General features: G+C 60.8%; 20 protein-coding genes and 1 riboswitch. Of the genes, 9 read left to right on the top strand and 11 right to left on the bottom strand.

What is annotated here, in order from left to right; all coding sequences use genetic code 11:
- Nucleotides 1-24: 24 nt before the first annotated feature.
- Nucleotides 25-1,458: an NAD-dependent succinate-semialdehyde dehydrogenase gene (locus ACYF6X_RS07620; RefSeq protein WP_063989954.1), complete on the bottom strand. Its 1,434-nt coding sequence runs from the start codon at nt 1,456-1,458 to the stop codon at nt 25-27.
- Nucleotides 1,459-1,654: 196 nt separating this feature from the next.
- Between ACYF6X_RS07620 and ACYF6X_RS07625 the strand changes: the two genes are divergently transcribed.
- Complete coding sequence (locus ACYF6X_RS07625; protein ID WP_063989953.1) at nt 1,655-2,482, top strand: AraC family transcriptional regulator; 828 nt, start codon at nt 1,655-1,657, stop codon at nt 2,480-2,482.
- A gap of 98 nt (nt 2,483-2,580) precedes the next feature.
- Nucleotides 2,581-3,549, top strand: coding sequence for a DMT family transporter (locus ACYF6X_RS07630; protein WP_063989952.1), 969 nt, complete (start codon nt 2,581-2,583; stop codon nt 3,547-3,549).
- 27 nt (nt 3,550-3,576) lie between these two features.
- On the opposite strand, the gene fusA is transcribed toward ACYF6X_RS07630, so the two are convergent.
- Nucleotides 3,577-5,682: an elongation factor G gene (gene fusA / locus ACYF6X_RS07635; RefSeq protein WP_130017418.1), complete on the bottom strand. Its 2,106-nt coding sequence runs from the start codon at nt 5,680-5,682 to the stop codon at nt 3,577-3,579.
- 238 nt (nt 5,683-5,920) lie between these two features.
- Nucleotides 5,921-6,169 carry a glycine zipper domain-containing protein gene (locus ACYF6X_RS07640; protein ID WP_107226246.1) on the bottom strand — a complete coding sequence of 83 codons (249 nt, stop codon included), beginning with the start codon at nt 6,167-6,169 and terminating at the stop codon, nt 5,921-5,923.
- A gap of 221 nt (nt 6,170-6,390) precedes the next feature.
- Between ACYF6X_RS07640 and ACYF6X_RS07645 the strand changes: the two genes are divergently transcribed.
- Nucleotides 6,391-7,887, top strand: a complete 1,497-nt coding sequence (locus tag ACYF6X_RS07645; protein WP_130017419.1) for an alpha/beta hydrolase — start codon at nt 6,391-6,393, stop codon at nt 7,885-7,887.
- 53 nt (nt 7,888-7,940) lie between these two features.
- On the opposite strand, the gene ACYF6X_RS07650 is transcribed toward ACYF6X_RS07645, so the two are convergent.
- From ACYF6X_RS07650 to ACYF6X_RS07670, 5 genes are all read right to left on the bottom strand, one after another.
- A complete protein-coding gene (locus ACYF6X_RS07650; RefSeq protein WP_130017420.1) occupies nt 7,941-8,441 on the bottom strand; it encodes a cysteine hydrolase family protein in 501 nt (166 codons plus the stop codon).
- A gap of 256 nt (nt 8,442-8,697) precedes the next feature.
- Nucleotides 8,698-9,735: an ABC transporter ATP-binding protein gene (locus ACYF6X_RS07655; protein ID WP_130017421.1), complete on the bottom strand. Its 1,038-nt coding sequence runs from the start codon at nt 9,733-9,735 to the stop codon at nt 8,698-8,700.
- Nucleotides 9,732-11,315, bottom strand: a complete 1,584-nt coding sequence (locus tag ACYF6X_RS07660; protein ID WP_130017422.1) for an ABC transporter permease — start codon at nt 11,313-11,315, stop codon at nt 9,732-9,734. Before ACYF6X_RS07660 ends, ACYF6X_RS07655 begins: the two co-directional genes overlap by 4 nt.
- Nucleotides 11,316-11,347: 32 nt before the next feature.
- Entirely contained in the window at nt 11,348-12,364 is a 1,017-nt protein-coding gene (locus tag ACYF6X_RS07665; protein ID WP_063989938.1) for an iron ABC transporter substrate-binding protein, read from the bottom strand.
- 275 nt (nt 12,365-12,639) lie between these two features.
- Entirely contained in the window at nt 12,640-13,215 is a 576-nt protein-coding gene (locus ACYF6X_RS07670; RefSeq protein WP_130017423.1) for a hypothetical protein, read from the bottom strand.
- Between the two features lie 707 nt (nt 13,216-13,922).
- Between ACYF6X_RS07670 and ACYF6X_RS07675 the strand changes: the two genes are divergently transcribed.
- From ACYF6X_RS07675 to ACYF6X_RS07700, 6 genes are all read left to right on the top strand, one after another.
- On the top strand, nt 13,923-14,192 hold the full coding sequence (locus ACYF6X_RS07675; protein ID WP_033643162.1) for a hypothetical protein: 270 nt from the start codon (nt 13,923-13,925) through the stop codon (nt 14,190-14,192).
- A gap of 175 nt (nt 14,193-14,367) precedes the next feature.
- The gene (locus ACYF6X_RS07680) at nt 14,368-15,987 is read left to right on the top strand and encodes an ABC transporter substrate-binding protein (RefSeq protein WP_063989936.1); all 1,620 of its coding nucleotides are present in this window, start codon (nt 14,368-14,370) and stop codon (nt 15,985-15,987) included.
- A gap of 142 nt (nt 15,988-16,129) precedes the next feature.
- A riboswitch (M-box (ykoK) riboswitch) is annotated at nt 16,130-16,303 on the top strand.
- 73 nt (nt 16,304-16,376) lie between these two features.
- The gene (locus ACYF6X_RS07685; protein WP_063989935.1) at nt 16,377-17,399 is read left to right on the top strand and encodes a magnesium transporter; all 1,023 of its coding nucleotides are present in this window, start codon (nt 16,377-16,379) and stop codon (nt 17,397-17,399) included.
- A gap of 168 nt (nt 17,400-17,567) precedes the next feature.
- On the top strand, nt 17,568-17,624 hold the full coding sequence (mgtS, locus tag ACYF6X_RS07690; RefSeq protein WP_374930557.1) for a protein MgtS: 57 nt from the start codon (nt 17,568-17,570) through the stop codon (nt 17,622-17,624).
- A 107-nt stretch (nt 17,625-17,731) separates the two neighbouring features.
- Nucleotides 17,732-17,911 (top strand): hypothetical protein, encoded by a 180-nt coding sequence (locus ACYF6X_RS07695; RefSeq protein WP_025302915.1) that lies wholly within the window; start codon nt 17,732-17,734, stop codon nt 17,909-17,911.
- Nucleotides 17,912-17,937: 26 nt separating this feature from the next.
- Nucleotides 17,938-19,314, top strand: a complete 1,377-nt coding sequence (locus tag ACYF6X_RS07700) for a cation diffusion facilitator family transporter (RefSeq protein WP_107226240.1) — start codon at nt 17,938-17,940, stop codon at nt 19,312-19,314.
- On the opposite strand, the gene ACYF6X_RS07705 is transcribed toward ACYF6X_RS07700, so the two are convergent.
- From ACYF6X_RS07705 to ACYF6X_RS07715, 3 genes are all read right to left on the bottom strand, one after another.
- Nucleotides 19,257-20,102, bottom strand: coding sequence for an inositol monophosphatase family protein (locus ACYF6X_RS07705; protein WP_130017303.1), 846 nt, complete (start codon nt 20,100-20,102; stop codon nt 19,257-19,259). The two genes, ACYF6X_RS07700 and ACYF6X_RS07705, sit on opposite strands and share 58 nt — an antisense overlap.
- A 66-nt stretch (nt 20,103-20,168) precedes the next feature.
- Nucleotides 20,169-20,609: a GNAT family N-acetyltransferase gene (locus tag ACYF6X_RS07710; RefSeq protein ID WP_130017304.1), complete on the bottom strand. Its 441-nt coding sequence runs from the start codon at nt 20,607-20,609 to the stop codon at nt 20,169-20,171.
- 47 nt (nt 20,610-20,656) lie between these two features.
- Nucleotides 20,657-22,387, bottom strand: coding sequence for an ABC-F family ATP-binding cassette domain-containing protein (locus tag ACYF6X_RS07715; RefSeq protein WP_130017305.1), 1,731 nt, complete (start codon nt 22,385-22,387; stop codon nt 20,657-20,659).
- Between the last annotated feature and the right edge of the window lie 285 nt (nt 22,388-22,672).

Below are 22,672 nucleotides of genomic sequence, written 5' to 3' on the forward strand. Positions count from 1 at the left end.
TTTGGCTATTCATCCGACACGCGGTTAACGGCCGGCGACGGTGACGAAGCGGGTTTCCAGGTAGGATTCGATCGCTTCGCTGCCGCCTTCGGTGCCGTGACCGGAGTCTTTCACGCCGCCAAACGGCGTTTCCGGCAGGCCGAAACCGATGTGGTTGATGCTCAGCATGCCGCTCTCCACGTCGCGCCCCAGCGCATTGACGGTGGCGATGTTGCGGCTGTAAGCGTAGGCGGCCAGCCCGTACGGCAGGCGGTTGGCTTCGGCGATCGCCTCGTCATAGGTGGCGAACGGGCGCAGCAGGGCGACCGGGCCAAATGGTTCTTCCGACATGGCGCGGGCGCTCAGCGGTACGTCGCGCAGCACCGTCGGCTCGAAGAAGTTGCCTTTGCCAGCCACGCGCTTGCCGCCGGTGCAGGCTTTTGCCCCGTGGGCGACGGCATCCTGCACCAGCGCCTCGATATTGTCGACGCTGCGGCCCAGCACCATCGGCCCCATGGTCACGCCGTCTTCCAGCCCGTTGCCGAGTTTGAGCTCACGCACGGCGGCGGTGAATTTCTCCACGAAGGCTTCATAAACGCCTTGCTGGATCAGGAAGCGGGTCGGGGCGATACAGACCTGGCCGGCGTTGCGGAACTTGGACTGCGCCAGCTCTTTGGCCGCCGCGTCGAGATCGGCGTCGTCGAAGATCAGCACCGGGGCATGGCCGCCCAGCTCCATGGTGGCCTTTTTCATATGCTGGCCGGCCAGCGCCGCCAGATGCTTGCCCACGCGGGTAGAGCCGGTGAAGGAGATCTTGCGAATGGTCGGATGTGGGATCAGGTATTCCGAGATTTCCGCCGGGGTGCCGTACACCAGCGCGATCACCCCGGCCGGGATCCCAGCGTCGGCGAAGGCTTTGATCAGCTCAGCCGGCGAGGCCGGCGTTTCTTCCGGGCCTTTGACGATGATGGAACACCCCGCGGCCAGCGCGGCGGACAGCTTGCGCACGATCTGGTTGATCGGGAAGTTCCACGGTGTGAAGGCGGCCACCGGGCCGACCGGCAGTTTGAGGGTTTGCTGCTGCACGTCACGGGCGCGGGACGGAATGATCTGCCCGTAGGTGCGGGTGGCTTCGCCGGCGAACCAGTCGATGACGTCGGCGGCGTTGAGAATTTCGACTTTGGCCTGTGCCACCGGTTTGCCCTGTTCCTGCGTCATGACGGCGGCGATGGCGTTGGCGCGTTCGCGCAGCAGCGCCGCCGCTTTGCGCATCAGGTTGGCGCGCTGGTGCGCAGCGGTGTCGCGCCAGACGCTAAATCCGCGCTCGGTGGCGGCCAGCGCCAGATCGAGATCCTCTGCGGCGGCGTGCGCCACCTGACCGATTACTTCGTCGGTGGCGGGGTTGGTGACCGGCAAGGTTTTCCCGGCCAGTGCGTTGCGCCATTGTCCATCGATATACAGTTGAGTATCCGGATACATTGTTGCCTCTTGTTTGCGGAGTGTCAGGGGCCGATGAGCTTCGCGATGCGGCTCGCCTGAAAGGGACAGGGACCTTAACCCTACGCCGAATGGCGGCGATCGTCCAGGCGAGGGGCACGAAAGCGCCAGGGCGGCTACTCAACCGGCGATGTTTTGGCTATGCTGAGCAGATTGTCAGCACGGACGAGGAGGTCGGGTGCAAGGGGTACCACAACAGTTTCCGTTCGAGAAGGATTGCGCGCAGTTCCGGCATTTGTCGCATCTGCCGGGCGTCGAACTTTATCAGGCGCATATCGAACGCTATGCCTTCGAGCCGCATACCCACGACGCCTTCGCCATCGGCACCGTAGACACCGGGGCGGAGCGTTTCCGCTATCGCGGCACGCAGCACCTGGCGGCACCGGGCGCGCTGGTGCTGATGAACCCCGACGAGCTGCATACCGGCGAAGCCGAAACGCCGGGCGGCTGGTGTTATCGCATGCTCTATCTGGCGCCCGAGGCGCTGGAGCAGCTGTCCGGCGATCGGAGCCAGTGGTTCACCGATGCGGTGCGCCACGATCCGCGGGCGGCGCAGCGCCTGTCCGCCATTCTCGCCACGCTGTGGCAAACCGACGATCCGCTCACGCTCGACGGCCTGCTGTTGGAGGCGGTCGAGCTGCTGCACCCGCATATCCGCACCGGGCAGCGGGAAAAAGCCGAGGCGGCGCACCGTTTCGAGGTGGTGAAAAGCTACCTGCACGACAACTTCGCCGAGGCCGTGACCCTCAGTCAGCTGGCCGAGCTGGTGTCGCTCAGCCCGTACCATTTCCTGCGCAAGTTCAAGGCCGAATACCACGTTTCGCCGCAGCAGATGCTGATGGCGATCCGGCTGTCGCAGGCCAAACGCATGCTGGAGCGCGGCATGCCCGCCGCACAGGTGGCGGCGGCGGCGGGGCTGACCGATCAGGCGCACCTGACGCGCGCCTTCGCCAATCGTTACGGCGTCACGCCAGTGCGTTTCCAGAAACAGGTGAAATTGGGCTAAAACAGCAACCTGCTACAATAATTCCTTCCCGCGTTTTCGCTACTCTGCCGCTGTCTCGTCGGGCGGGTTGGCCGCACCGGCCGTTTGTTGGAGTCGTTATGTTCATTGGCGTTGTGTTTGCCCTGGCCGCCGGGCTGATGTGGGGATTGATCTTCGTCGGCCCGCTGCTGGTGCCGGATTATCCCGCCGCGCTGCAGTCCACCGGGCGCTATCTGGCCTTCGGGCTGATCACCTTGCCGCTGGCCTGGCTCGATCGCCGCCGCCTGCGCAAGCTGCGGCGCCAGGATTGGCTGGAGGCGCTCAAGCTGACGGCCATCGGTAACCTGCTGTACTACCTGTGCCTGGCCAGTGCCATTCAGCGTACCGGCGCACCGGTATCGACCATGATCATCGGCACCTTGCCGGTGGTGATCGCCCTCTGCGCCAATCTGTTTTACGGCCGGCACGACGGGCGGCTGGCCTGGGGCAAGCTGGCGCCGGCGCTGTTGCTGATCGTCTGCGGGTTAGCGTGCGTGAACGTCGCCGAGCTGCGCGGTAATGCGCTGCCGGTCGATGGCTGGCGCTATCTCAGTGGCCTCGGGTTGGCATTGTTGGCGGTGGTGTGCTGGACCTGGTTCCCGCTACGCAACTCGCGCTGGCTGCGGGAGAACCCGACGCAGCGGCCGGCCACCTGGGCTACGGCGCAGGGGCTGGTGACGCTGCCGCTGGCGCTGCTGGGCTATCTGGCGGTCTGCGGCCAATTGGCGCTGAGCGAACCGGCGTTCGCCTTGCCGTTCGGCCCGCGCCCTGAGGTGTTTATCCCGCTGATGCTGATCATCGGCGTGTTCTGCTCCTGGCTGGGGGCACTGTGTTGGAACGAAGCCAGCCAGCGCCTGCCGACGGTGTTGGTGGGGCCACTCATCGTGTTCGAAATTCTGGCGGGGTTGGCCTATACCTTTCTGCTGCGCCAGGCCTGGCCGCCGCTGCTGACGCTGGCCGGCATCGTCTGCCTGATCGCCGGCGTGGTGTACGCCATGCGCATCAAGCCGCAGCCGGTGGTGGTGGCGCTGGAGGACAAGCCGGGGTGACGCCCGCCGCGAAGGCGGGCGCGAGGGTTAACGCTTGCTGTGGTGAATGATCTCTTCGGCCACGTTGCGTGGCGCTTCGGCGTAGTGGCTGAATTCCATGGTATAGGTGGCGCGGCCCTGCGACATCGAGCGCAGGGTCGTCGAGTAGCCGAACATCTCGGACAGCGGCACCTTGGCGCGAATTTCCTTGCCGCCGCCGCCCGGTATCTCTTCCATACCCTGCACCAGACCGCGGCGTGAGGAGAGGTCGCCCATCACGTTGCCGGCGTAATCCTCCGGTGTTTCCACCTCCACCGACATGATCGGCTCAAGGATCACCGGATCCGCCAGGCGGCAGGCTTCCTTGAAGCCGAAGATCGCCGCCATGCGGAACGCCTGTTCCGACGAGTCGACATCATGGTAAGAACCGAAGGTCAGGTGCACCTTGACGTCTACCACCTGATAACCGGCCAGTACGCCGTTGTTCAGCGCCTCGAGCACGCCTTTTTTCACCGCCGGGATAAACTCGCCCGGAATGACGCCGCCCTTGATCTCATCGAAGAACTCGAAGCCTTTGCCGGGTTCGTTCGGTTCGACGGTCAGCACCACGTGGCCGTATTGCCCTTTACCGCCGGACTGGCGCACGAATTTGCCTTCCACGTCGGCCACCCGCTTGCGGATGGTTTCGCGGTACGACACCTGCGGCTTGCCGGTGGTGGTCTCCACACCGAACTCGCGGCGCATGCGATCGACGATGATCTCCAGGTGCAGCTCGCCCATGCCGTAGATGATGGTCTGGCCGGATTCTTCATCGGTGCGCACCCGGAACGACGGATCTTCCGAAGAGAGGCGCTGCAGCGCGATGCCCATTTTCTCCTGGTCGCCCTTGGTCTTCGGCTCGATCGCCTGGGCGATCACCGGCTCGGGGAAGGTCATGCGTTCCAGCGTGATGATGGCGCCGGGGTCGCACAGCGTATCGCCCGTGGTGACGTCCTTCAGACCGACGCAGGCGGCGATGTCGCCGGCGTGCAGCTCGTCGATGTCCTTACGATCGTTGGCGTGCATCTGCACGATGCGGCCGATGCGCTCCTTTTTGCCCTTGATCGGGTTGTAAACGCTGCTGCCTTTGGCCAGCACCCCGGAGTAGACGCGCACGAAGGTCAGCTGGCCGACGAAGGGGTCGGTCATCAGCTTGAACGCCAGCGCCGAGAATTTTTCGTTGTCGTCGGCTTTGCGGGTGATGATTTCATCATGTTCGCCGTGGCCCTCCATCGGCGGCACGTCGAGCGGCGAGGGCATCAGTTCGATCACCGCATCCAGCATGCGCTGCACGCCTTTGTTGCGGAACGCCGAGCCGCACAGCATCGGCTGGATTTCGCCGGCGACGGTGCGCACCCGCAGCCCGTGGACGATCTCCTCTTCGCTCAGCGGCACCTGGTTGAGGTATTTCTCCATCAGCTCTTCCGAGGCTTCGGCGGCGGCCTCAATCATGTTTTCGCGCCACTCCTGCGCCGAATCGCGCAGCTCGGCCGGGATCTCTTCGAAGCTGAAGCTCATGCCCTGCGAGGCCTCGTCCCACAGGATGGCCTTCATCCGCACCAGATCCACCACGCCGCTGAAGTGATCTTCGGCACCGATCGGAATAACGATCGGCACCGGATTGGCTTTCAGGCGCTCGATCATCATTTTGCGCACGCGGAAAAAGTCCGCGCCGATGCGGTCCATCTTGTTGACGAATGCCAGCCGCGGCACCTTGTATTTATTGGCCTGGCGCCAGACGGTTTCCGACTGCGGCTGCACGCCGCCCACCGAGTCATAGACCATCACGGCGCCGTCCAGCACGCGCATCGAACGCTCCACTTCAATGGTGAAATCGACGTGCCCGGGGGTGTCGATGATATTGATGCGGTGCTGCGGATAATTATGCTGCATGCCGTTCCAAAAGCAGGTGGTGGCCGCCGAGGTGATGGTGATGCCGCGCTCCTGTTCCTGCGCCATCCAGTCCATGGTCGCCGCGCCGTCATGCACTTCGCCCAGCTTGTGGCTGACCCCGGTGTAAAACAGAATCCGCTCGGTGGTGGTGGTCTTGCCGGCATCGATATGCGCGGAGATGCCGATATTGCGGTAACGTTCGATAGAGGTGGTGCGAGCCATAATCAACCTTTCTTAGCCGCGTGAAGGAGAGCGGCTTAAACAGCATGAATAATGGTGATAATCCTCATAGGGTTATCCGCCGGATCGCAGAGCCTCGCTCTGGTCACAAACTAATCGTAGTTGAAGGCGTTGGTTTTTTTTAGCGATGGCTGTGATAGATGAAAGTTTGCGCGCAGGGGAGAAAAGGGTGAAAAAAAAGGCCCGTAACGGGCCTATTGTCGAGCGGCGCCTTCGCCGCTTATTTGCGTCCCAGCAAGAAGCCGAAAACGATGCCGACCGCTGCCGCAACGGCCACGCCGGCCAGCGGGTTGGCTTCCACCTGGGTTCTTACGCTGTCCGCTGCGTCTCGGGCGGCATAGCTGGCCTGGGAGGCGTATTTGCGCGCCGCGCCGCGCACCTGATGCTCAGGCGAATCGACGGCTTTGCCGAACGCTTCTTCTACCGCGCCTGCGGCTTCATTGGTTTTGTCTTCCGCTTTACCAAACATGCTGCTCTCCTGTTCCTTGTGGGTTAACGAACCCTAAGCCTAGCAGGTGAACGGTAATTTTTGCAGCATTCTGTGCGTTATAAGAGCAATCCGAGCAGAGAAACGTCTTGCCGGGTGCGCGGTGACGGCTTCACCCGCGCGGCTTTTTGTGTTCTATTGGCTAGCGGTTTAACCGGGTATCGTTAACCTTTGACCGATTCGTTGAGTTGAAAGGACTCCCCATGTCAGTACTGCGTATTCTGGCGCTGCTCGCCGCAACCGTCGCCGCGTTGCCCGCCCAGGCCAAGCCTGTGCTCCACGGCGCGGCGGCCGAGAACGGCATTCGTTGGCAATCTTGTCTCAACAGCGGTTTTCAGCGCTGGTTCGATGAGCCGCCGCCGGCGGGGCTGCGCTGCGGTTACCTTGAGGCGCCGCTGGCCTACGCCACGCCGCCCGCTCATGCGGCGCAGGCGGGCGAACAGACCGTGCGTTTGGCACTGACCCTGCTGCCCGCCACCGGGCCGAAAAAGGGCAGCGTGGTGATGATCAGCGGCGGGCCGGGCCTGCCGGGCATCAATCCTTATTTGGGCAACGACGCCCACGTCGCCAGACTGCGAAAATCCTACGACATCATCGGTTACGACCCGCGCGGCGTCGGTCAGTCGACGCCGAAAATTTCTTGTCAGCTGGCCGAAGGCGACGAAACCCCGACGCCGGACGATAACGACGTGGCCGGCGCGGAGAATCAGACGCGCACCCTGATTGCCGCCTGCATCAAACAGACCGGCGCGGACGTGCTGCAACATATCGGCACCGACGAAGCGGTCAACGATCTGAACGCGATCCGCCACGCGCTGGGCGAACCGGGGCTGACGGCGGTGGCGTACTCTTACGGCACCAAGGTGGCGGCGCTGTATGCCGAGCGTTTTCCGAAGAAGACGCGCGCGCTGGTGCTCGACGGGGTGGTGGATCTGGCAGAGGACGATTTCACCCAGCGCATGAATCAGGAGCGAGGCTTTCAGCAAAGCTTCCTGCGCTTCGCTGCCTACTGCGGCAAAACCGACAGCTGCCAGCTGGGCGGCGGCGCCAATCAGGCGCTGCAGCGCTATCACGCTTTGCTGCGCAAGCTGCATGAGCAGCCGTTCGTTACCGCGGCGGGCTATGAAATCTCCGCCGACGACGTGCTGACGGTCACGCGTTCGCTGCTGCTGTGGCCGGAGCGCTGGCATGAGCTGGCGACCGTGCTGCGCCAGCTCGATGCCGGCATTGCCGGGCAACAGGTGTCCGATCTGATCGACGAAAGCTATTCGCCGGATGCCGATGACGCCCTGAACGTCATCACCTGCGCCGACGTCGCCAACCCGACGGCCGATCCGCAGCTGTTGCGCCGGCAGCGGCAGGAGATCAATACCGCCGCTTTGTATGCCCACTATCTGCCGTTGCACGAATACCCGCTGGAAATGTGCGATCTGTGGCCGTACCGCGGCAAAGATCGGCCGCACACGCCGGTGGCGTCCGCCGCGTTGCCGCCGCTGCTGTTCGTCGCGCAGCGCTACGATCCGACCACGCCGTACCGCAACGCGCAGGTGATGGCCGCCGCCTTTAAAAGCCCGCTGATCACCCGCGAACGCGACGGGCATACGCTGGCGCTGAACGGCATCGACAGCTGCGTTGACGAAAGCGTGGTGGATTATCTGCTGGCGCCGAAAAAGCCGCGCCACGACAGGATTTGCCGTTGAGGAGGTCGGGCGGAAGCCCGGCCTGACAGCCAACAGCCAAGTCGCCCCGCGTTTTAGAATTTCACCTCTTCCGCCAACGCCAGCGTCACGAATGGGCCCGACAGGGTCTGGTTATGGTGACGGATAATGGCTTCGGCGCTGAGCGCCTCCGTGTCCGAACAGCTATGAGCGTCGGCGGCCAGCACCATGTCAAATCCCAATTCCGCGCCGCGACGACACGCGGTGTCCACGCAGTATTGCGTTTTCATTCCCGAAATCACCAGCCGGCCGATGCCGGCGTGCTTTAGCCGTTCCGCCAGGCCAGTCTGGTAAAAACAGCTGGGGTGGGTTTTATCGATGAACCAGTCGGCACCCGCGGCGGTTTCCAGGCTGGGGTGAACCTGCCATAGCGGGCTGTTTGCGGCGATGGGGGAACCTGCCGGCCCTGTATGGCGGATAAACACCACGGCTGCATTTGCCAAGCGCGCGGTGCGTATTAACGCATTGGTCTTCGCCAGAAGTGTTTCGGCGGCGAACGGCGGATCGTTCGGCGAGGCAAACAGGCCGACCTGCATGTCGATAAGCAGCAGGGCGCTGCGCGGGGAGGGTTGTCATTGGGATTCTCCGTCATGAAATTGCCGGCAAGTACGGAGAAACAAAACCCCGTCCATGGCTGGCGGGGCTTAGGGATACATCGTTAGCTGATGCGCACCCGTGCAGCCCGCCATGGTGTGGCGGTTGCGGTGGTGGTAGCGAGGACGTGCACGAAGTGTTTCATCGCGTTGATAATGCGCGGTGGTGAGGGGGACGTCAAGAGGCTCCCCCCCAATGTCAGCCGGCGAAAATATGCGCCTGGCCCATCACGTTGAGATTGACCTGAGCGCCGGGCTGCAGGCCTTCGCGGCTGACGGTTTTGATCTCGATTTGCGCGCCGCCGGCGGCCATTTGCAGGTTGAGCGTAGAGACGAAGCCGGCGAAATCGATGCCGGTGATCACCGCCTGGCCGCGCTGCGCCGGATCGGACAAACCAATTTGAATCTGCTCCGGGCGCAGCATGATGCGCGCCGGGCCGCTGCGTTGCCGATCGTCGACGGCGATGCGCCCCAATGCGCAGTCGGCCCAGCCGTGCGCCAGTTCGGCGGTCAACACCAGCGTTTCGCCAAGGAAGCTGGCGGTCGGCTCATCGACCGGCCGCAGATAGAGATCTTGCGGCGCGCCCACCTGCGCCAGCCGGCCGCTGCGCATCACCGCCACCTGATCGGCGAACGACAGCGCTTCGCTCTGATCGTGGGTGACCAGAATCGACGCCACCTTGGCCTCCGTCAACAGTTCGGCGACCGCTTTGCGGGTGGCGGCGCGCAGGCCGGTATCCAGCGCCGAGAAGGGTTCGTCCAGCAGCATCAACCGGGGTTGCTGCGACAGGGCGCGCGCCAGCGCCACCCGCTGTTGCTGCCCGCCTGACAGCTCGTGCGGCCACAGCGCGGCCAGACGGCGATCCAGCGCCACCATCTCCATCAGCGCCTCGATGCGCCGCTGTTTCTCACGCTTGCTGCCTGTAAGGCCAAAACCGATGTTGCCGGCGACGGTAAAGTGCGGGAACAGCGCGCCATCCTGCGGGACGAAGCCGATGCCGCGCAGATGCGCCGGCACCCAGCCGCCACCGTTACCCATAGCTTGCCCCTGCAGCAGGATCTGGCCGCCGTCGGGGATTTCAAAGCCGGCGATGATGCGCAGCAGGGTGGTTTTGCCGGAGCCGGAAGGGCCGACGATCGCCGTGCGGCTGCCGGCGGCAACCTGCAGGTCGATGTGTTCCAGCACCCTGATGGCGTTATAAGATTTTTCGATACCGTGCAGTTCGAGCGTGCTCATAGTCCCGCCGTGCGTTTAGATTGAGAATAAAGAAGCCAGGTGAGCGGCAATGACAGCGCCACCATAATCAGCGCATAAGGCGCGGCGGCGACGTAGTCTATCTCGCTGGTCAACGCCCAAAATCCGGTGGCCAGCGTGCGGGTGCCGTTCGGCGCCAGCAACAGCGTGGCGGTCAGCTCATTGGCGATCGCCAGGAACACCAGCGCGGCGCCCGCCGCGGCACCCGGCGCCGCCAGCCGCAAGGTGGTGCTCCACAGCGCCTGCGCCGGCGATTTGCCGAGGCTGCGCGCCACGTTTTCCAATTCCACCGGCGCCTGCGCGATGCCGGCGCGCAGATTGATCAGCGCCCGCGGCATAAACATCAGCAGATACGCCAGCAGCAGGGTGATTTCGGTTTGGTAAATCGGCCGGAAGCTGTGAATGGTGATGGTTACCAGCGCCAGTGCCACCACGATGCCGGGCAGCGAGCTGGTCACGTAGTTACAGCCCTCCAGCACGCGGTACAGCCGGGCCGGATAGCGCACCGACAGCCAGGCCATCGGAATGGCGCACAGCGTGATCAGCAGCGCGCCGGCGGCGGACAGCGACAGCGTTTGCCACAGCGCAGGCCACAGTTCGGCGTTGCGCCACGCCTCCAATCCCCCCAGCCACAGCCAGCGGGCCAGGGTGATGAAAGGCACGCCCAGCGCCAGCGCGGTCAGCGAAATCGGCAGCAGCAGCGCCAGCGCGGCGAGCGGTAGTGAAAGGCGACGCGGCGTTTGGCTGCGGGCGCTGCCGGAACCGACGCGGGCATAGCGCGCGCGGCCGCGGCTGAGAGCCTCAAGCAGCAGTAACCCGAGGCAGCACAGCACCAATACGCCGGCCAGCATGTTGGCCGCCGGGCCGTTGAAGGTCGACTGGAACTGATCGAAGATCGCGGTGGTGAAGGTATCGAAACGGATCATGGCGTACAGGCCATACTCCGCCAGCAGGTGCAATGCGATCAGCAGGGAACCGCCCCAGACCGCCAGCTTCAGCTGCGGCAGCACCACGCGGAAAAACACCGCCGGTGGCCGGGAACCGAGCGAAGTAGCGACGTCTTCGATGCCGGGATCCAGACGGCGCAGCACGGCGGCGGCCGGCAGGTAAATGAACGGGAAATAGGCGAGCACCGAGATGAAGACGCCGGCGCTCAGGCCGTGCATCGACGGCACCAGGCTGATCCAGGCGTAGCTTTGCACAAAGGCCGGCACCGCCAGCGGCGCGGTGGCCAATACCGCCCAGAGACGGCGGCCCGGCAGCGTGGTGCGTTCGGTCAACCAGGCCAGGGCCACGCCCAGCACGGCGCAGATCGGCAGCGTCAGCACCACCAACAGCAGGGTGTTCAACAGCAGTTCCGCCACGCGCGGGCGGAAAACCAGAGCGTTGACCGTTTGCCAGCCGGTTTCAAACGCCACGCCGATAACGAATCCCAGCGGTAACAGCGCCAGCAGCGACAGCAGCACGGCGCTGGCCACCACGATCGCCCCCGGCTGCGGGTGACGGGGAAGAACAGAATAACGCCGCGCGGTCTGCGCGGCGTGGGTACTCAGGTTTGACATAACGATCAACAACTCTCGGTTTGCCGCAGGCCTTACAGCAGGCCGGCTTCGGTCATCAGTTCGACCACCTTTTTACTGTTCAGCTGCGCGGCGTCTACCTTCGGCGCGTCCAGATCTTTCAGCGGCACCAGTTTCGGGTTGGAGGCCGCGCCGACGCCGACGGCGTATTCGAAGGCATTGTTGGTGCGCAGGATCTCCTGGCCCTGTTTGCCGGTGATCCACTTGATGAACGCCTGCGCCTGCTGCTGATGCTTGCTGGAAGCCAGCACGCCGCCGCCGGAGATGCTGACGAACGCGCCCGGATCCTGATGTTTGAAGTAATACAGCTTGATGTTGTTGCTGTTTTCGCCGGTTTTAGCGCCGTCCACGAACGGGTAGTAGTGATAGATCACGCCGCTGTCGACCTGGCCGGCATTGACCGCTTTCATCACCGTGCTGTTGCCCTTATAGGCGGTGAAGTTGGTTTTCATCGCTTTCAGCCATTCCAGCGTCGCTTTCTCGCCTTTCAACGCCAGCAGCGCGCTGACGATAGCCTGGAAATCCGCGCCCGACGGCGAGGCGGCCCAGCGGCCTTTCCATTCCGGCTTGGCCAGATCCAGCAGCGACTTCGGCAGCTGCGCGTCGGTCAGTTTGGCCGGGTTGTAGACGAACACGGTAGAGCGGGCGGCGATGCCGGTCCAGCGGCCGTGGCTAGGGCGATACTGCGGTTCCACCTGGGCTAGCGTCGCGGCATCCAGCGGGGCGAACAGCTTGGCGTTATCCACCAACACCATCGCCGGGGAGTTTTCCGTCAGGAACACGTCGGCAGGCGAAGCGCTGCCTTCCTGCACCAGCTGATTACCCAATTCGCTGTCGCCGCCGTTGCGCAGCGTGACCTTGATGCCGGTATCTTTGGTAAACCCATCGACCCAGGATTTCACCAGGTTTTCATGTTGGGCGTTGTAAATGACGATGCCCTGGTCGGCGGAGGCCGCCTGAGCGCCGAAGGCCAGCATCATCGAGGAGGCGAGCAGGGCGACGGGGCCGAGAGATGAAATACGCAGCTTCATGCAGTTATCCTTTTTAGCGTTCGAATGAGGAAAACGAATATCGCCTGGCAAGCGCAAGCAGGCCGATTTTAGCCAAGAACATCAATAATGATAGTGAAAACGATTCGTATTAAATTATTTTTGACGATCGCTCACAAAGTGAATTGCCCTAAGGATAAGTTAAGTTTCGGCTGGAATAATCTGTATTGATTGCCTGAATAGAATTGGGACGTGTTATCTCACAGTGAGCGGCCAACCTGCCATCGCAGGCGGCCGCCCGTCAGGCTTGCTTCTTGTCACGCCGGCACGAACTCACCGTTGCCGACGCCGAAGAATTGCCCGTTGATGCTGCCCGCGTACTGCGGCGGATGAACCAAAGAGGCCAGCACCCGACCATTCTCCAGCAGCGTCAGGACGATCGAACCGGGGTTGATGGCCAATTGCAGGGTTAACGGCACGCCGATCAGATTTTCGGCATCGGGCACGGTGCCTTGTAGATAGATCGTCGGGATGTTGATGTTACCGCCTGAGCCAGTGCCGGTGGCCTGGCCGATAAAACGCACCGATGTACCGCTTGATGGGGCATTGGGACCAATATTGGCGAGCTGTGCGGAAATTTGCACGGTCTCCGCATGTGGCGCGCAGCCACACCCGCATCCACAGCCCTGGAAGCTGAAGTAGCCGCAGATATTTTGTTGGCACCCGCATCCACACAAGGATTGCGGATGCACTTGCTGGTTGAACGCCGGTTTCAATTGCGGATGTTGGTTGAGCAGCGCCTGTCGGCTCTGCACTTCCGCGCCATAGGCGTCACGTGATTGTTTATTCAATGCGTTAGCCTGTTCAGGCGTAATATCTTGCAATGAAGGCATAGGTAAACTCCTGTGATTTTTGCTGAGTCAGTCTGAAGTGCATATCACGCTGAATCCGGTTAGCCACCAGACAGGTAATTGCATCTGAATGGAAATAGTCATTGCCCTCGAAAGAAAAACGGTATGGCAAGCAGACCGTTGCATCTTATCCTCACGGCAAGCGTTTATATTTCCGGTTTTCTCTTTCGGTAATTATTTTTGATTCAATCATTCGCCAGTTATTGATTTTACAACCGGCAGTAGCTTCATGTGTATCTCGAAGCCATTTAAAGGTAGTTAGGTGTCATGGAGATATCAAGTGAGGTTTTTAATGTTATTTTTAAATTGAAATGCTACTGGTTTACCTTGCCCATTATTTTACCGTTAATCTTTTTCTGCAACCAATTAATTAATATGAGTTAATTGATTATTATATTTTATCCTGTTGATTTTTAGTGAATTATTTTTTGTGTATTATTTTTTAAATATTGTCAGTGTATTCATGGAGGTGACAGTTAAGTGTGGATTTACATTTGACTTACATCAGTTCCTTGTCAACGCTGTAATGGCAATTAAGCAGTTGCAATGTTGACATCTTGTTATCGATTGGCGTTCTTTTTCTTCAGTCTTTTCATATCGTTCTTCAGCGTCTCGTTCAGGTATTAATAACTCGGACTGTCAACGCGAATGACGAGCCATATTCAGTAAAAATCGTGAGAGAGGTGCCTATGTCTAATGGACCGTTTTATACCAATCCTATCGTGGTCATCGATGTAGCTAATGATTGCGTGCATGTGGAAATGGCGATCGATGGAGGATTATACGAAAACGTGTTTCCGCTGTCGGTAGCGGCTAATGAACCCTATCCGAAATTGCTGGTGAATCTGGCGATCCAGGCGCAGGCGAGCGGCAAATCCTTAATGGTATGGGGAGAACCCGGCCCAGAGCCGGTTAAAGGCCTGCCGTTGTTTGGTATCACGACCGTGAACATCAAGTAGAGGACGGCAACGCACATTGGGTTTGAAAGCGAAAAACGCGGTGAGGGATATTCCTTTGATAATGAAAGAAATTCAACACCGCTTTTGGTTATGACTCATAGCGATTAATGATTTAATTTATTCCACTGCCACATTGCATATTGAACGCGATAAAACACTTAACAGGGATATCGACGTGAAATATTCATTTAATGGCAAGAATTTGGCTGGTTTAATCCTCCTGGCTTTTAACGCGACGGTCGCACAGGCGGCCGATGTGCCGGCGGGCGCTAAACTGGCGGCGGTGCAAGAACTGGTGCGCGCCAACGGGTATGAACCGGCGACGCTGGATCCGAATCTGGCCGAGAGCAATGTGGAGTTCTACATCTTCAACGATCTGTTCGAAGGCCTGCTGCGCGTCGGGAAAGACGGCGAAGCGATCCCGGCGCTGGCGCAGAAATGGGAGCATCAGGGCAACGTCTGGACCTTCCATCTGCGGCCGCAGGCCAAATGGTCGAACGGCGATCCGGTGACCGCCGACGATTTCGTCTACAGCTGGCGGCGCCTCACCGATCCGAAAACCGCGTCGCCGTACGGCAGCTATCTGGCTTCGGCCTACGTGCTGAATGCCGCGGCGATCAACGCCGGCAGCAAGCCGCCGAGCGCGCTGGGCGTCAAGGCGCTGGACGCGCACACCCTGCAGGTGACGCTGTCGGAGCCTAACTCCTACCTGCTCAAGCAGCTGGTGCATTTCCCGGTCTTGCCGGTTAACCGTAAGGTGGTGGAGCAGTACGGCAAGAACTGGACTCAACCGGCGCATTTTGTCGGCAACGGTGCATTCCGCCTCAGCCAGTGGGTGGTGAACGAAAAGGTGGTGGTGGAGCGTAACCCGCAGTATTGGGACAACGCCAACACCGTGCTCAACAAGGTGACGTTTTTGCCGATACAGGGCTTCCCGGAAGTGGCGCGTTTTCGCGCCGGCGAGGTTGAGTTGGGGTATACCACGCCGCCGGAGCTGTATCAGCAGCTGAAAAAAACGCTCGGCGAGCAGCAGCTGGTGACCTATCCGCTGCTCTCTACCAGCTATTTCGCCTTCAACAACCGCCAGGCGCCGTTTAACGACCTGCGGGTGCGTCAGGCGCTGAATCTGGCGCTGGACAAAGAGATTATCGCCGGCAAGGTGCTGGGATATGGCCAACAGCCGGCCTGGACCTTTACCCCAACCGGCGCGGGAGGCTATAGCCTGCAGCCCGGCGCCGCAGCCGGCTGGACGCCGGAACAGCGGCACGCCCAGGCGAAACAACTGCTGGCGCAGGCCGGTTTCAACGCCGAAAATCCGCTGCGCTTTACCGTGCTGTACAGCAACGACGCCACCATCAAGAAGATCGTCATCGCCGCCGCCGCCATGTGGAAAAAGAACCTTGGGGTAGAGGCCAGCTTGCAAAGCCAGGAGCGTAAAGTGACGCTGGATAATATCAACCGCGGGCAGTATGGCGTGGCCTTTACCCGCTGGCTGGCGGATTACAACGATCCGTCTACTTTCCTGAACGTGTTCCGTTCCGACAGCAGCGAGAACAGCGCCAAATACCGTAACCCGGACTATGACCGCATTCTGCACCAGGCGACGGCGGCGCAGACGCCACAGCAGGTGCAGCAATATTTCCAGCAGGCCGAGGCGGTGCTGGCCGCCGATACGCCGGTGGCGCCGGTGTACTACGAGGCCAACGCCACGCTGGTCAAACCCTACGTGAAGGGGATCGATTTTACCCGTCAGGGCGCGCTATACGATAAAAATGTCTATATTCTTGAGCACTGAGAAATAAAAAAGCGGCTGATTTATATCAGCCGCTTTTATAGATTCGTGTTTAATAACATTATCCTAAATACTCCATAAACGACGGGCAATCTTTTCTTCCCGCTGAAGAAAACACCGCCTATACTGCGCCGGTAGTTTATATGCAGTATCTCGTTTGGCGAGGCTCCTATACAAACACAGGTTACTGATCTGACGACATCGAGAGATGCCCAAGGTTAAGACAGGCTTTATCGGATTAAGGTTCAGCCCAAAGTAACTTCCGAGCAACAATTCGGATACGTTGTATAGTGCTAAAACCTGGACGCGGAGATAGGCAGTCTGCACTCCCTCTGTGGTTACGCCCCTATGCGATTCGCTGTTGAAGTTCAAAACAGAAATAGGGACTGACAATGATCAAGTCACATCAACATTATTCTTCTCCGGCGCTGAGCGCGACTGAAACTCTCGACGAGACATCGGTCGCCGGCTATATGAACGCCGATTTTATTACTGTTCCCGCGACGATGACGGTCAATCATGCCCGGGAATATTTACTTTCACAGCTTAAAACGGACGAAATTCCCACCCGGGTATTTATTACCGCGGACGATTATCATCTGCGCGGCACGCTGTCGGTGAAAAAACTGCTGCAGTGCGACGAGCAGGATAAAGCGGTCGGCGTGATGATGGATCACAGCTATTTCCAGGTTTCACCCGACGACGATCGCAACGACGTGGCGCATCTGCTCGGCAAGGGCGGCCTGGACGTGGTGCCGGTCGTGGCGAACAACACGCTGGTCGGCGTACTGGGTGAGCGCGAGATTGCCCGGCTGGTCGAGGATGAAAATACCGAAGACGCGCAGCGCCAGGGCGCGAGCCTGCCGCTGGACAAGCCTTATCTGGAGACCAGCCCGTGGGCGCTGTGGCGTAAACGTTCGGTGTGGCTGCTGATGCTGTTCGTCGCCGAAGCCTATACCGGCAACGTGCTGAAGGCATTCGAAGAACAGCTCGAAGCGGCGATTGCGCTGGCGTTCTTCATCCCGCTGCTGATCGGCACCGGCGGCAACAGCGGCACCCAGATCACCTCGACGCTGGTGCGTGCCATGGCGCTGGGCGAGGTCAGCCTGCGCAATCTGGGCGCGGTGATCCGCAAAGAGGTCACGACCTCGCTGCTGATCGCCGTCACCATTGGCCTGGCGGCCTGGGTGCGCGCCTGGATCATGGGCGTCGGCATGGAGGTGACGTTGGTGGTCAGCCTGTCGCTGGTGGCGATCACCGTGTGGAGCGCCATTGTTTCGTCGATCATTCCAATGCTGCTGAAACGGCTCGGCATCGATCCGGCGGTGGTATCGGCGCCGTTTATCGCCACCTTTATCGACGGCACTGGCCTGATTATTTATTTCAAAATCGCCCAGCACGTTTTGGGGATTTAAACGGTTCCCGCTCTAAACAGGGCGGGAATGTGACAAAAAAGAGGAGGGCGTTAAAAAACCATGGATACCGACCAACCCCGATATTTAACGCAAGGGGCTTTTATCGATAACATTTAACCTGAGGGCAAAATAATGGGAAACATGACTATTTTTATGGGATTCCTGGCAATGATCAGCTCGCTGGGCCTGTTGGCAGCCTATATGAGCACCAAATGGGATGATTGATGAACGCTAAAGATCCGCCTAGATGCATCCTCCCCGTAGCCGCTATTTATTATGGGGAGGATTTAGTGGCGCGCTGAACGCGCGGCCTGATACGGGAGTTGATAATAATGACGATTCTTATTCTGGGATTGCTCTACGCCATTTTAATGATCTCGGTGGGCGTTAATGAGATTTATTTTTATTCCACCGGAAAATCCAATTTTCTTACTAGCCTCATGCTGACATTCTCTGGCAGTATGCTGCTGATCGCCTTTGTCTGGCAATTATCCGCTAAAGTAAAAAAATAAATCACCGTTCGAATGTGAGCAGCATCATGCAAAATGAAAAACAGGCCGTGGCCAGAAACTCGATGATTGCCAGCGGGTTGTTGGCTACGGGCAAGTTCGTCGCCGGCATTTTTACCGGCAGTATTGGCCTGATATCCGAAGGGATCCACTCTTTTACCGATTTTATCGCCACCAGCATCACCTGGCTGGCGGTGCGCATCAGCGATAAACCCGCCGATGACGATCACCACTTCGGCCACGGCAAGGTGGAAAACCTGGCGGCGCTGTTCGAGGTGCTGCTGTTGTTGGGCGCCGCCGGCTGGATTGTCTATGAGGCCGGCAGCAGCCTGCTCGGGCAACCGCATGAGATCGTCGCGGCGCCGGTGGTGATTGCGGTGCTGTTGATTTCCATCTGCGTCGATTTCTTCCGCGTGCGGGCGCTCAACCGCGTCGCCAAAGCGACCGACAGCGCGGCGCTGGAAGCGGATGCGTTGCATTTCTTCTCCGATATGCTTTCGTCCGGCGTGGTGCTGCTGGGTATGGTGTTTGTGCTGCTGGGCTTTGGCCGCGCGGACGCCATTGCCGCGCTGATCGTCGCCGGCTTTATCTTCGTCGCCGCGATCAAACTGGGTAAACGCTCCTTCGACTCGCTGATGGATGCCGCGCCCGCCGGGGCTACCGAGGCGATCCGCGCCACGCTGGCGCGTTTTCCGGCGGTGCTGGCCTGCGACAGCGTGCGCATTCGCAACGCCGGCGCGGTGCTGTTCGTCGAAATCACGGTGGCGGTGTGCCGCACCTTGCCCCTGGAACGCATCGACGCGCTGAAGCGAGAGATCGTCGAGCAACTGCGGGAGCTGTACGCCAGGGCGGAATTCACCGTCATCGCGGTGCCGCAGACCCGCAGCGATGAAGACATGGCGACGCGCATTCGGGCGATCGCCGCCAACCACGGCGCGCAGGTGCAGAATGTGACCTTGCAGCAGCTGCCGACGCGCATGGCGATCGGCATGGATTTGGCGGTGCCGGCCAACGCCAGCGTGGCGCAGGCGCATGACATCGCCACGGAGATAGAAGGGATCTTGCGCCAGGCGATCGGTGAAGACACCGAGATAGAGACGCACCTGGAACCGCAGACGCCGCATTGGCTGACCAGCGAGGATGTCGATGCGCCGGAGCTGGCCGATATTCGTCGCATCCTGCAGTCGGCGCTGGAGCAGGGGGAGAGCGTGCAAGACGTACACAACGTCCGCGCGCGCAAGAGCGACGGCGGCATCATCGTCAACTTCCACTGCCGGGTGTCGCCGGCGGTCACCATCGCCGCCGCGCACGATGCGGTCGATCGTGTCGAGCGCCGGCTGCGCTCGCTTTATCCTGCCATCACGCGCGCGATAGGGCACGTCGAGCCGATCAAACCCGGCATTTGAATCAGCTCGGCCAACTGCGGGTAGAGCGCCGCGTTGGCCAGCAGCAGCGGGTTGCCGCGCCGCAACCCGTCGTTGTGCATAAAGTCATTCGCCACGCCGCCGGCTTCGCGCGTCAGCACCCAGCCAGGCAGGCTGTCCCAGGCATTCATGTGCGGTTCGTAATAGCCCAGCAGCCGACCGGCGGCCACCTGGGCGGTCATCAACGCGCCGGAGCCGCTGCGCACAAACATCCCTCCCGCCTGCAGCAGGCGACAGAGAAAGCCGCTGAATTCCGCCGCTGAAGCGCGCGGTGAAATCCCGACGCCCATCACGCCATCCGCGACGCTGCGCCCGGCATGCACGCCGATCGGTTCCCCGTTGAGAAAGGCGCCGTGGCCGCGACAGGCGCGGAACATCTCGCGGTGGTTGGGATCGTAGACCACGCCGATCGTCGGCTCGCCGTCGATCACCACGCCTATCGAGATACACCAGGTATGCAATCCGTTCAGGAAGCAGGCGGTGCCGTCAATCGGATCGACGACCCAAACGCAGGCGGCGTTTTCGCCGGTGCTGCCGCTTTCCTCGCCGAGAACCCCGTCCTGAGGAAAGCGCCGGCTGATCATGCGGCGGATCAGCGCTTCGACGCGGCGATCGGCCTCGCTGACCACGTCCTGCAGCCCCTGTTTGAAGTCGACAGCCAGAGTTTGCCGCCGTTGATAAAAGCTGAAAGCGAGATCGGCGGCGGCGCGGGCGATCTCACGCGCAAAGCGGTAGCGCGCCTCGATGTCCCGTGGGGAAAGTGAAGTCATGGCAGGCTCGATAGCAAAGAACGAATCGGGTTACCCTGCCATAAAAGGATGAAGGTAATGTGTCGCTCAGCGCGGCGGGGATGAAAAACGCAGCTGTATCACGGCATCGGGGGCCGAAAGCGGTTCGGTCGTGGCCCCGGCCGGTATTACCGCGCGCCAAAATGCCAGCCCGCGCGGATTATCCGGGCTGACCGACAGCGACCAACTGCCGGGGTGCTGCGCGAACAAGGCGTGGGCGGCCCGTTGCCCCAGCCCGGTGCGCCGCCATTCGGGCTTGATGTAGAACTCCGCCATTTCGACGGTGGCGCTGTCCAGGCGCCGGACCAACGCGAAACCGGCCGTTTGCCGATCGCTCAAAATCAAATAGGGGTAGCGGCCGGCCTCGCGCCAGTAGAGTGGCAAATAGGGGTAATCGCCATCGGCGCCCAGCTCGTGAAGGCAATCGGACAGCATGACCGCCAGCAGCGGCCGCTGCGCGAGCGAGGCTTGCTCCAGGGAAAATGTCATGTTGCACTCCGTCAAAAAACAGGCCGCCGGAAGGCGGCCTGTCAAGGTTAGCCCAGATTCAACCGGGCGGTGATGTCGGCAATCTCGCGGCGCCAACGCGCCTGAAGCGCCGGTTTCTGGTGCTTCGGCTTGCGCGCCAGGTCGTCCTCCAGTTTGCTTTCGAGGGCAAACAGGGCGGTCAACAGCGCTTCTTCGCTTTCCGGTCGCTCATGTGGCGTCGGGGCGTTTGCGTTGGCCTTGCCCGTCGCCGGCAACGTCGGCGCTTCACCCGCCAGGCGCTGATACACTGGCGCCAGATCGTGCCACTCCTCCAGTTTTTGCTGGTCGATCAGCCAAAAGCGGTTGCAGCTCTGTTCGATCAGCATCCGGTCGTGGGTGACCAACATGACGGCGCCGGCGAACTGGCGCAGCGTTTCCGCCAGCTCTTCTTTGCCCGCCATGTCCAGGTGGTTGGTGGGTTCGTCCAGCAGCAACAACGAATGGTTGGCCAGCGTCAGGCCGACGAACAGCAACCGTGAACGCTCGCCGCCGCTCAGCGAACGGATCTGCTGATGGTGGCGCAGGTAAGGGAAACCGGCGCCTATCAGCGCCATTTTCCGCTGTTCCTCGGTTAGCGGCGCAAACTGCGCCAGCGCTTCGCTCAACGTGTCCTCATCGTGCAGCTGTTGCAGGCTCTGATCGTAATAGCCGATGCGCACGCGCGGATGGAAGATCGCCGGGCGTTCCGAGGGAAGCTGATACGCCTGCCACAGCAAGCGCAGCAGCGACGATTTGCCACAGCCGTTGCGCCCGACGATGGCAATGCGATCGCCGCTTTTGACGCGCAGATGTTCCAGGCTGAACAGCACCGGCGCATCCGGCGCCGGGCGCACGGCCCATTGCGGCAGCGCCAGCAGGCGATCGGCGTCCAGCGCCTCTCCCTGCAGCCGCAGCCGCCACGGGCTGCCGGCGGTCAGGGTGGTCTGTTCGTCTTTCAACCGATCGACGCGCTTTTCCATTTGCTTGGCTTTGCGCGCCAGATCTTCGTTGTCGTAGACCTTGCCCCAGGTCGCCAGGCGTTTGGCGCTTTTTTCCACCCGATCGATCTCTTTTTGCTCGGCCTGGTGACGGTGCTCGTCCGCAGCGTCCTGTTCCGCCAGCGCGACGCGCGCAGCGGAGCAGGGCAAGCGGAAGAACTGCAGCGTTTTGTCGCGCAGGATCCAGGTGCAGTTGGTCACCTGATCGAGCAAATAGCGATCGTGCGACACCAGCACGAAGCTGCCGTTCCAGCTACGCAAGAACTGCTCCAGCCACAGCAGCGTGGGCAGATCCAGGTGGTTGCTGGGCTCGTCGAGCAGCAGCAGATCGGGCTGGCGGATGAGCGCGCGCGCCAGCAGCAGGCGGGTGTGCTGGCCGCCGCTGAGGGTGCCGGCGGTCAACGTCCAGCTCACAGGTTCAAATCCCAGTTCGGCAAGCAGCGCTTCACAGCGCCAGCGTTCGCTGAGGTGTTGGCCCGCGGGCAACTGCGCCAGTACCGCATCCAGCAGGGTGCTGGCGTGCAGCTCAGGCGGCAGGTGTTGTTCGATGCGCGCCATCAGGCATTGGTGTGACAATGTCACCGTTCCGCTGTGGATGGGCAGGGCGCCGCTGAGCAATTGCAGCAGGGTGCTTTTGCCACAGCCGTTGTCGCCGATCAAACCGATGCGATCGCCTTTTTTCAGGCTGAAGGAAATCTCGCTCAGCAGGGTGCCGAACGCGTTGTCGTAACCGACAGATTGTGCAGACAGTAGTGTGCTCATTGCTTACTCAAGAGTTACAGGCATGACAATGCCTATCGTCAAACATCGCTGACGACAACCCGGTAAGCCGGAGGGAAGATCCTGGATTTTAGTAAGCTTCGCTCAAGCTGGGTTATCGCAGCACGATACCGGTAATGCTTGAGCGACGACGATTACCAAAGAAGTGTGAGTGAAAAAACAATTCACACGTCAGCATAGTCAGTCTCCTTTTATTGGTTGCAGGTTAATCGGTGGCAGGAGTATAGAGCGCTTTGCGCCGCGCCGCCAGTGTAAAAGCGCCTGAAT

This window comes from Serratia sp. ID 25-353, from assembly GCF_054792795.1.

What these genes read in the sequence shown, in the direction of transcription:
- ACYF6X_RS07710 (WP_130017304.1), bottom strand. Translation starts at nt 20,609, where the DNA reads ATGACATTTTCCCTGGAGCAAGCCTCGCTCGCGCAGCGGCCGCTGCTG.
- ACYF6X_RS07660 (WP_130017422.1), bottom strand. Translation starts at nt 11,315, where the DNA reads ATGTCAAACCTGAGTACCCACGCCGCGCAGACCGCGCGGCGTTATTCT.
- ACYF6X_RS07630 (WP_063989952.1), top strand. Translation starts at nt 2,581, where the DNA reads ATGTTCATTGGCGTTGTGTTTGCCCTGGCCGCCGGGCTGATGTGGGGA.
- ACYF6X_RS07685 (WP_063989935.1), top strand. Translation starts at nt 16,377, where the DNA reads ATGATCAAGTCACATCAACATTATTCTTCTCCGGCGCTGAGCGCGACT.
- fusA (WP_130017418.1), bottom strand. Translation starts at nt 5,682, where the DNA reads ATGGCTCGCACCACCTCTATCGAACGTTACCGCAATATCGGCATCTCC.
- ACYF6X_RS07665 (WP_063989938.1), bottom strand. Translation starts at nt 12,364, where the DNA reads ATGAAGCTGCGTATTTCATCTCTCGGCCCCGTCGCCCTGCTCGCCTCC.
- ACYF6X_RS07700 (WP_107226240.1), top strand. Translation starts at nt 17,938, where the DNA reads ATGCAAAATGAAAAACAGGCCGTGGCCAGAAACTCGATGATTGCCAGC.
- ACYF6X_RS07650 (WP_130017420.1), bottom strand. Translation starts at nt 8,441, where the DNA reads ATGCAGGTCGGCCTGTTTGCCTCGCCGAACGATCCGCCGTTCGCCGCC.
- ACYF6X_RS07695 (WP_025302915.1), top strand. Translation starts at nt 17,732, where the DNA reads ATGACGATTCTTATTCTGGGATTGCTCTACGCCATTTTAATGATCTCG.
- ACYF6X_RS07675 (WP_033643162.1), top strand. Translation starts at nt 13,923, where the DNA reads ATGTCTAATGGACCGTTTTATACCAATCCTATCGTGGTCATCGATGTA.
- ACYF6X_RS07715 (WP_130017305.1), bottom strand. Translation starts at nt 22,387, where the DNA reads ATGAGCACACTACTGTCTGCACAATCTGTCGGTTACGACAACGCGTTC.
- ACYF6X_RS07645 (WP_130017419.1), top strand. Translation starts at nt 6,391, where the DNA reads ATGTCAGTACTGCGTATTCTGGCGCTGCTCGCCGCAACCGTCGCCGCG.
- ACYF6X_RS07670 (WP_130017423.1), bottom strand. Translation starts at nt 13,215, where the DNA reads ATGCCTTCATTGCAAGATATTACGCCTGAACAGGCTAACGCATTGAAT.
- ACYF6X_RS07705 (WP_130017303.1), bottom strand. Translation starts at nt 20,102, where the DNA reads ATGACTTCACTTTCCCCACGGGACATCGAGGCGCGCTACCGCTTTGCG.
- ACYF6X_RS07620 (WP_063989954.1), bottom strand. Translation starts at nt 1,458, where the DNA reads ATGTATCCGGATACTCAACTGTATATCGATGGACAATGGCGCAACGCA.
- ACYF6X_RS07640 (WP_107226246.1), bottom strand. Translation starts at nt 6,169, where the DNA reads ATGTTTGGTAAAGCGGAAGACAAAACCAATGAAGCCGCAGGCGCGGTA.
- ACYF6X_RS07655 (WP_130017421.1), bottom strand. Translation starts at nt 9,735, where the DNA reads ATGAGCACGCTCGAACTGCACGGTATCGAAAAATCTTATAACGCCATC.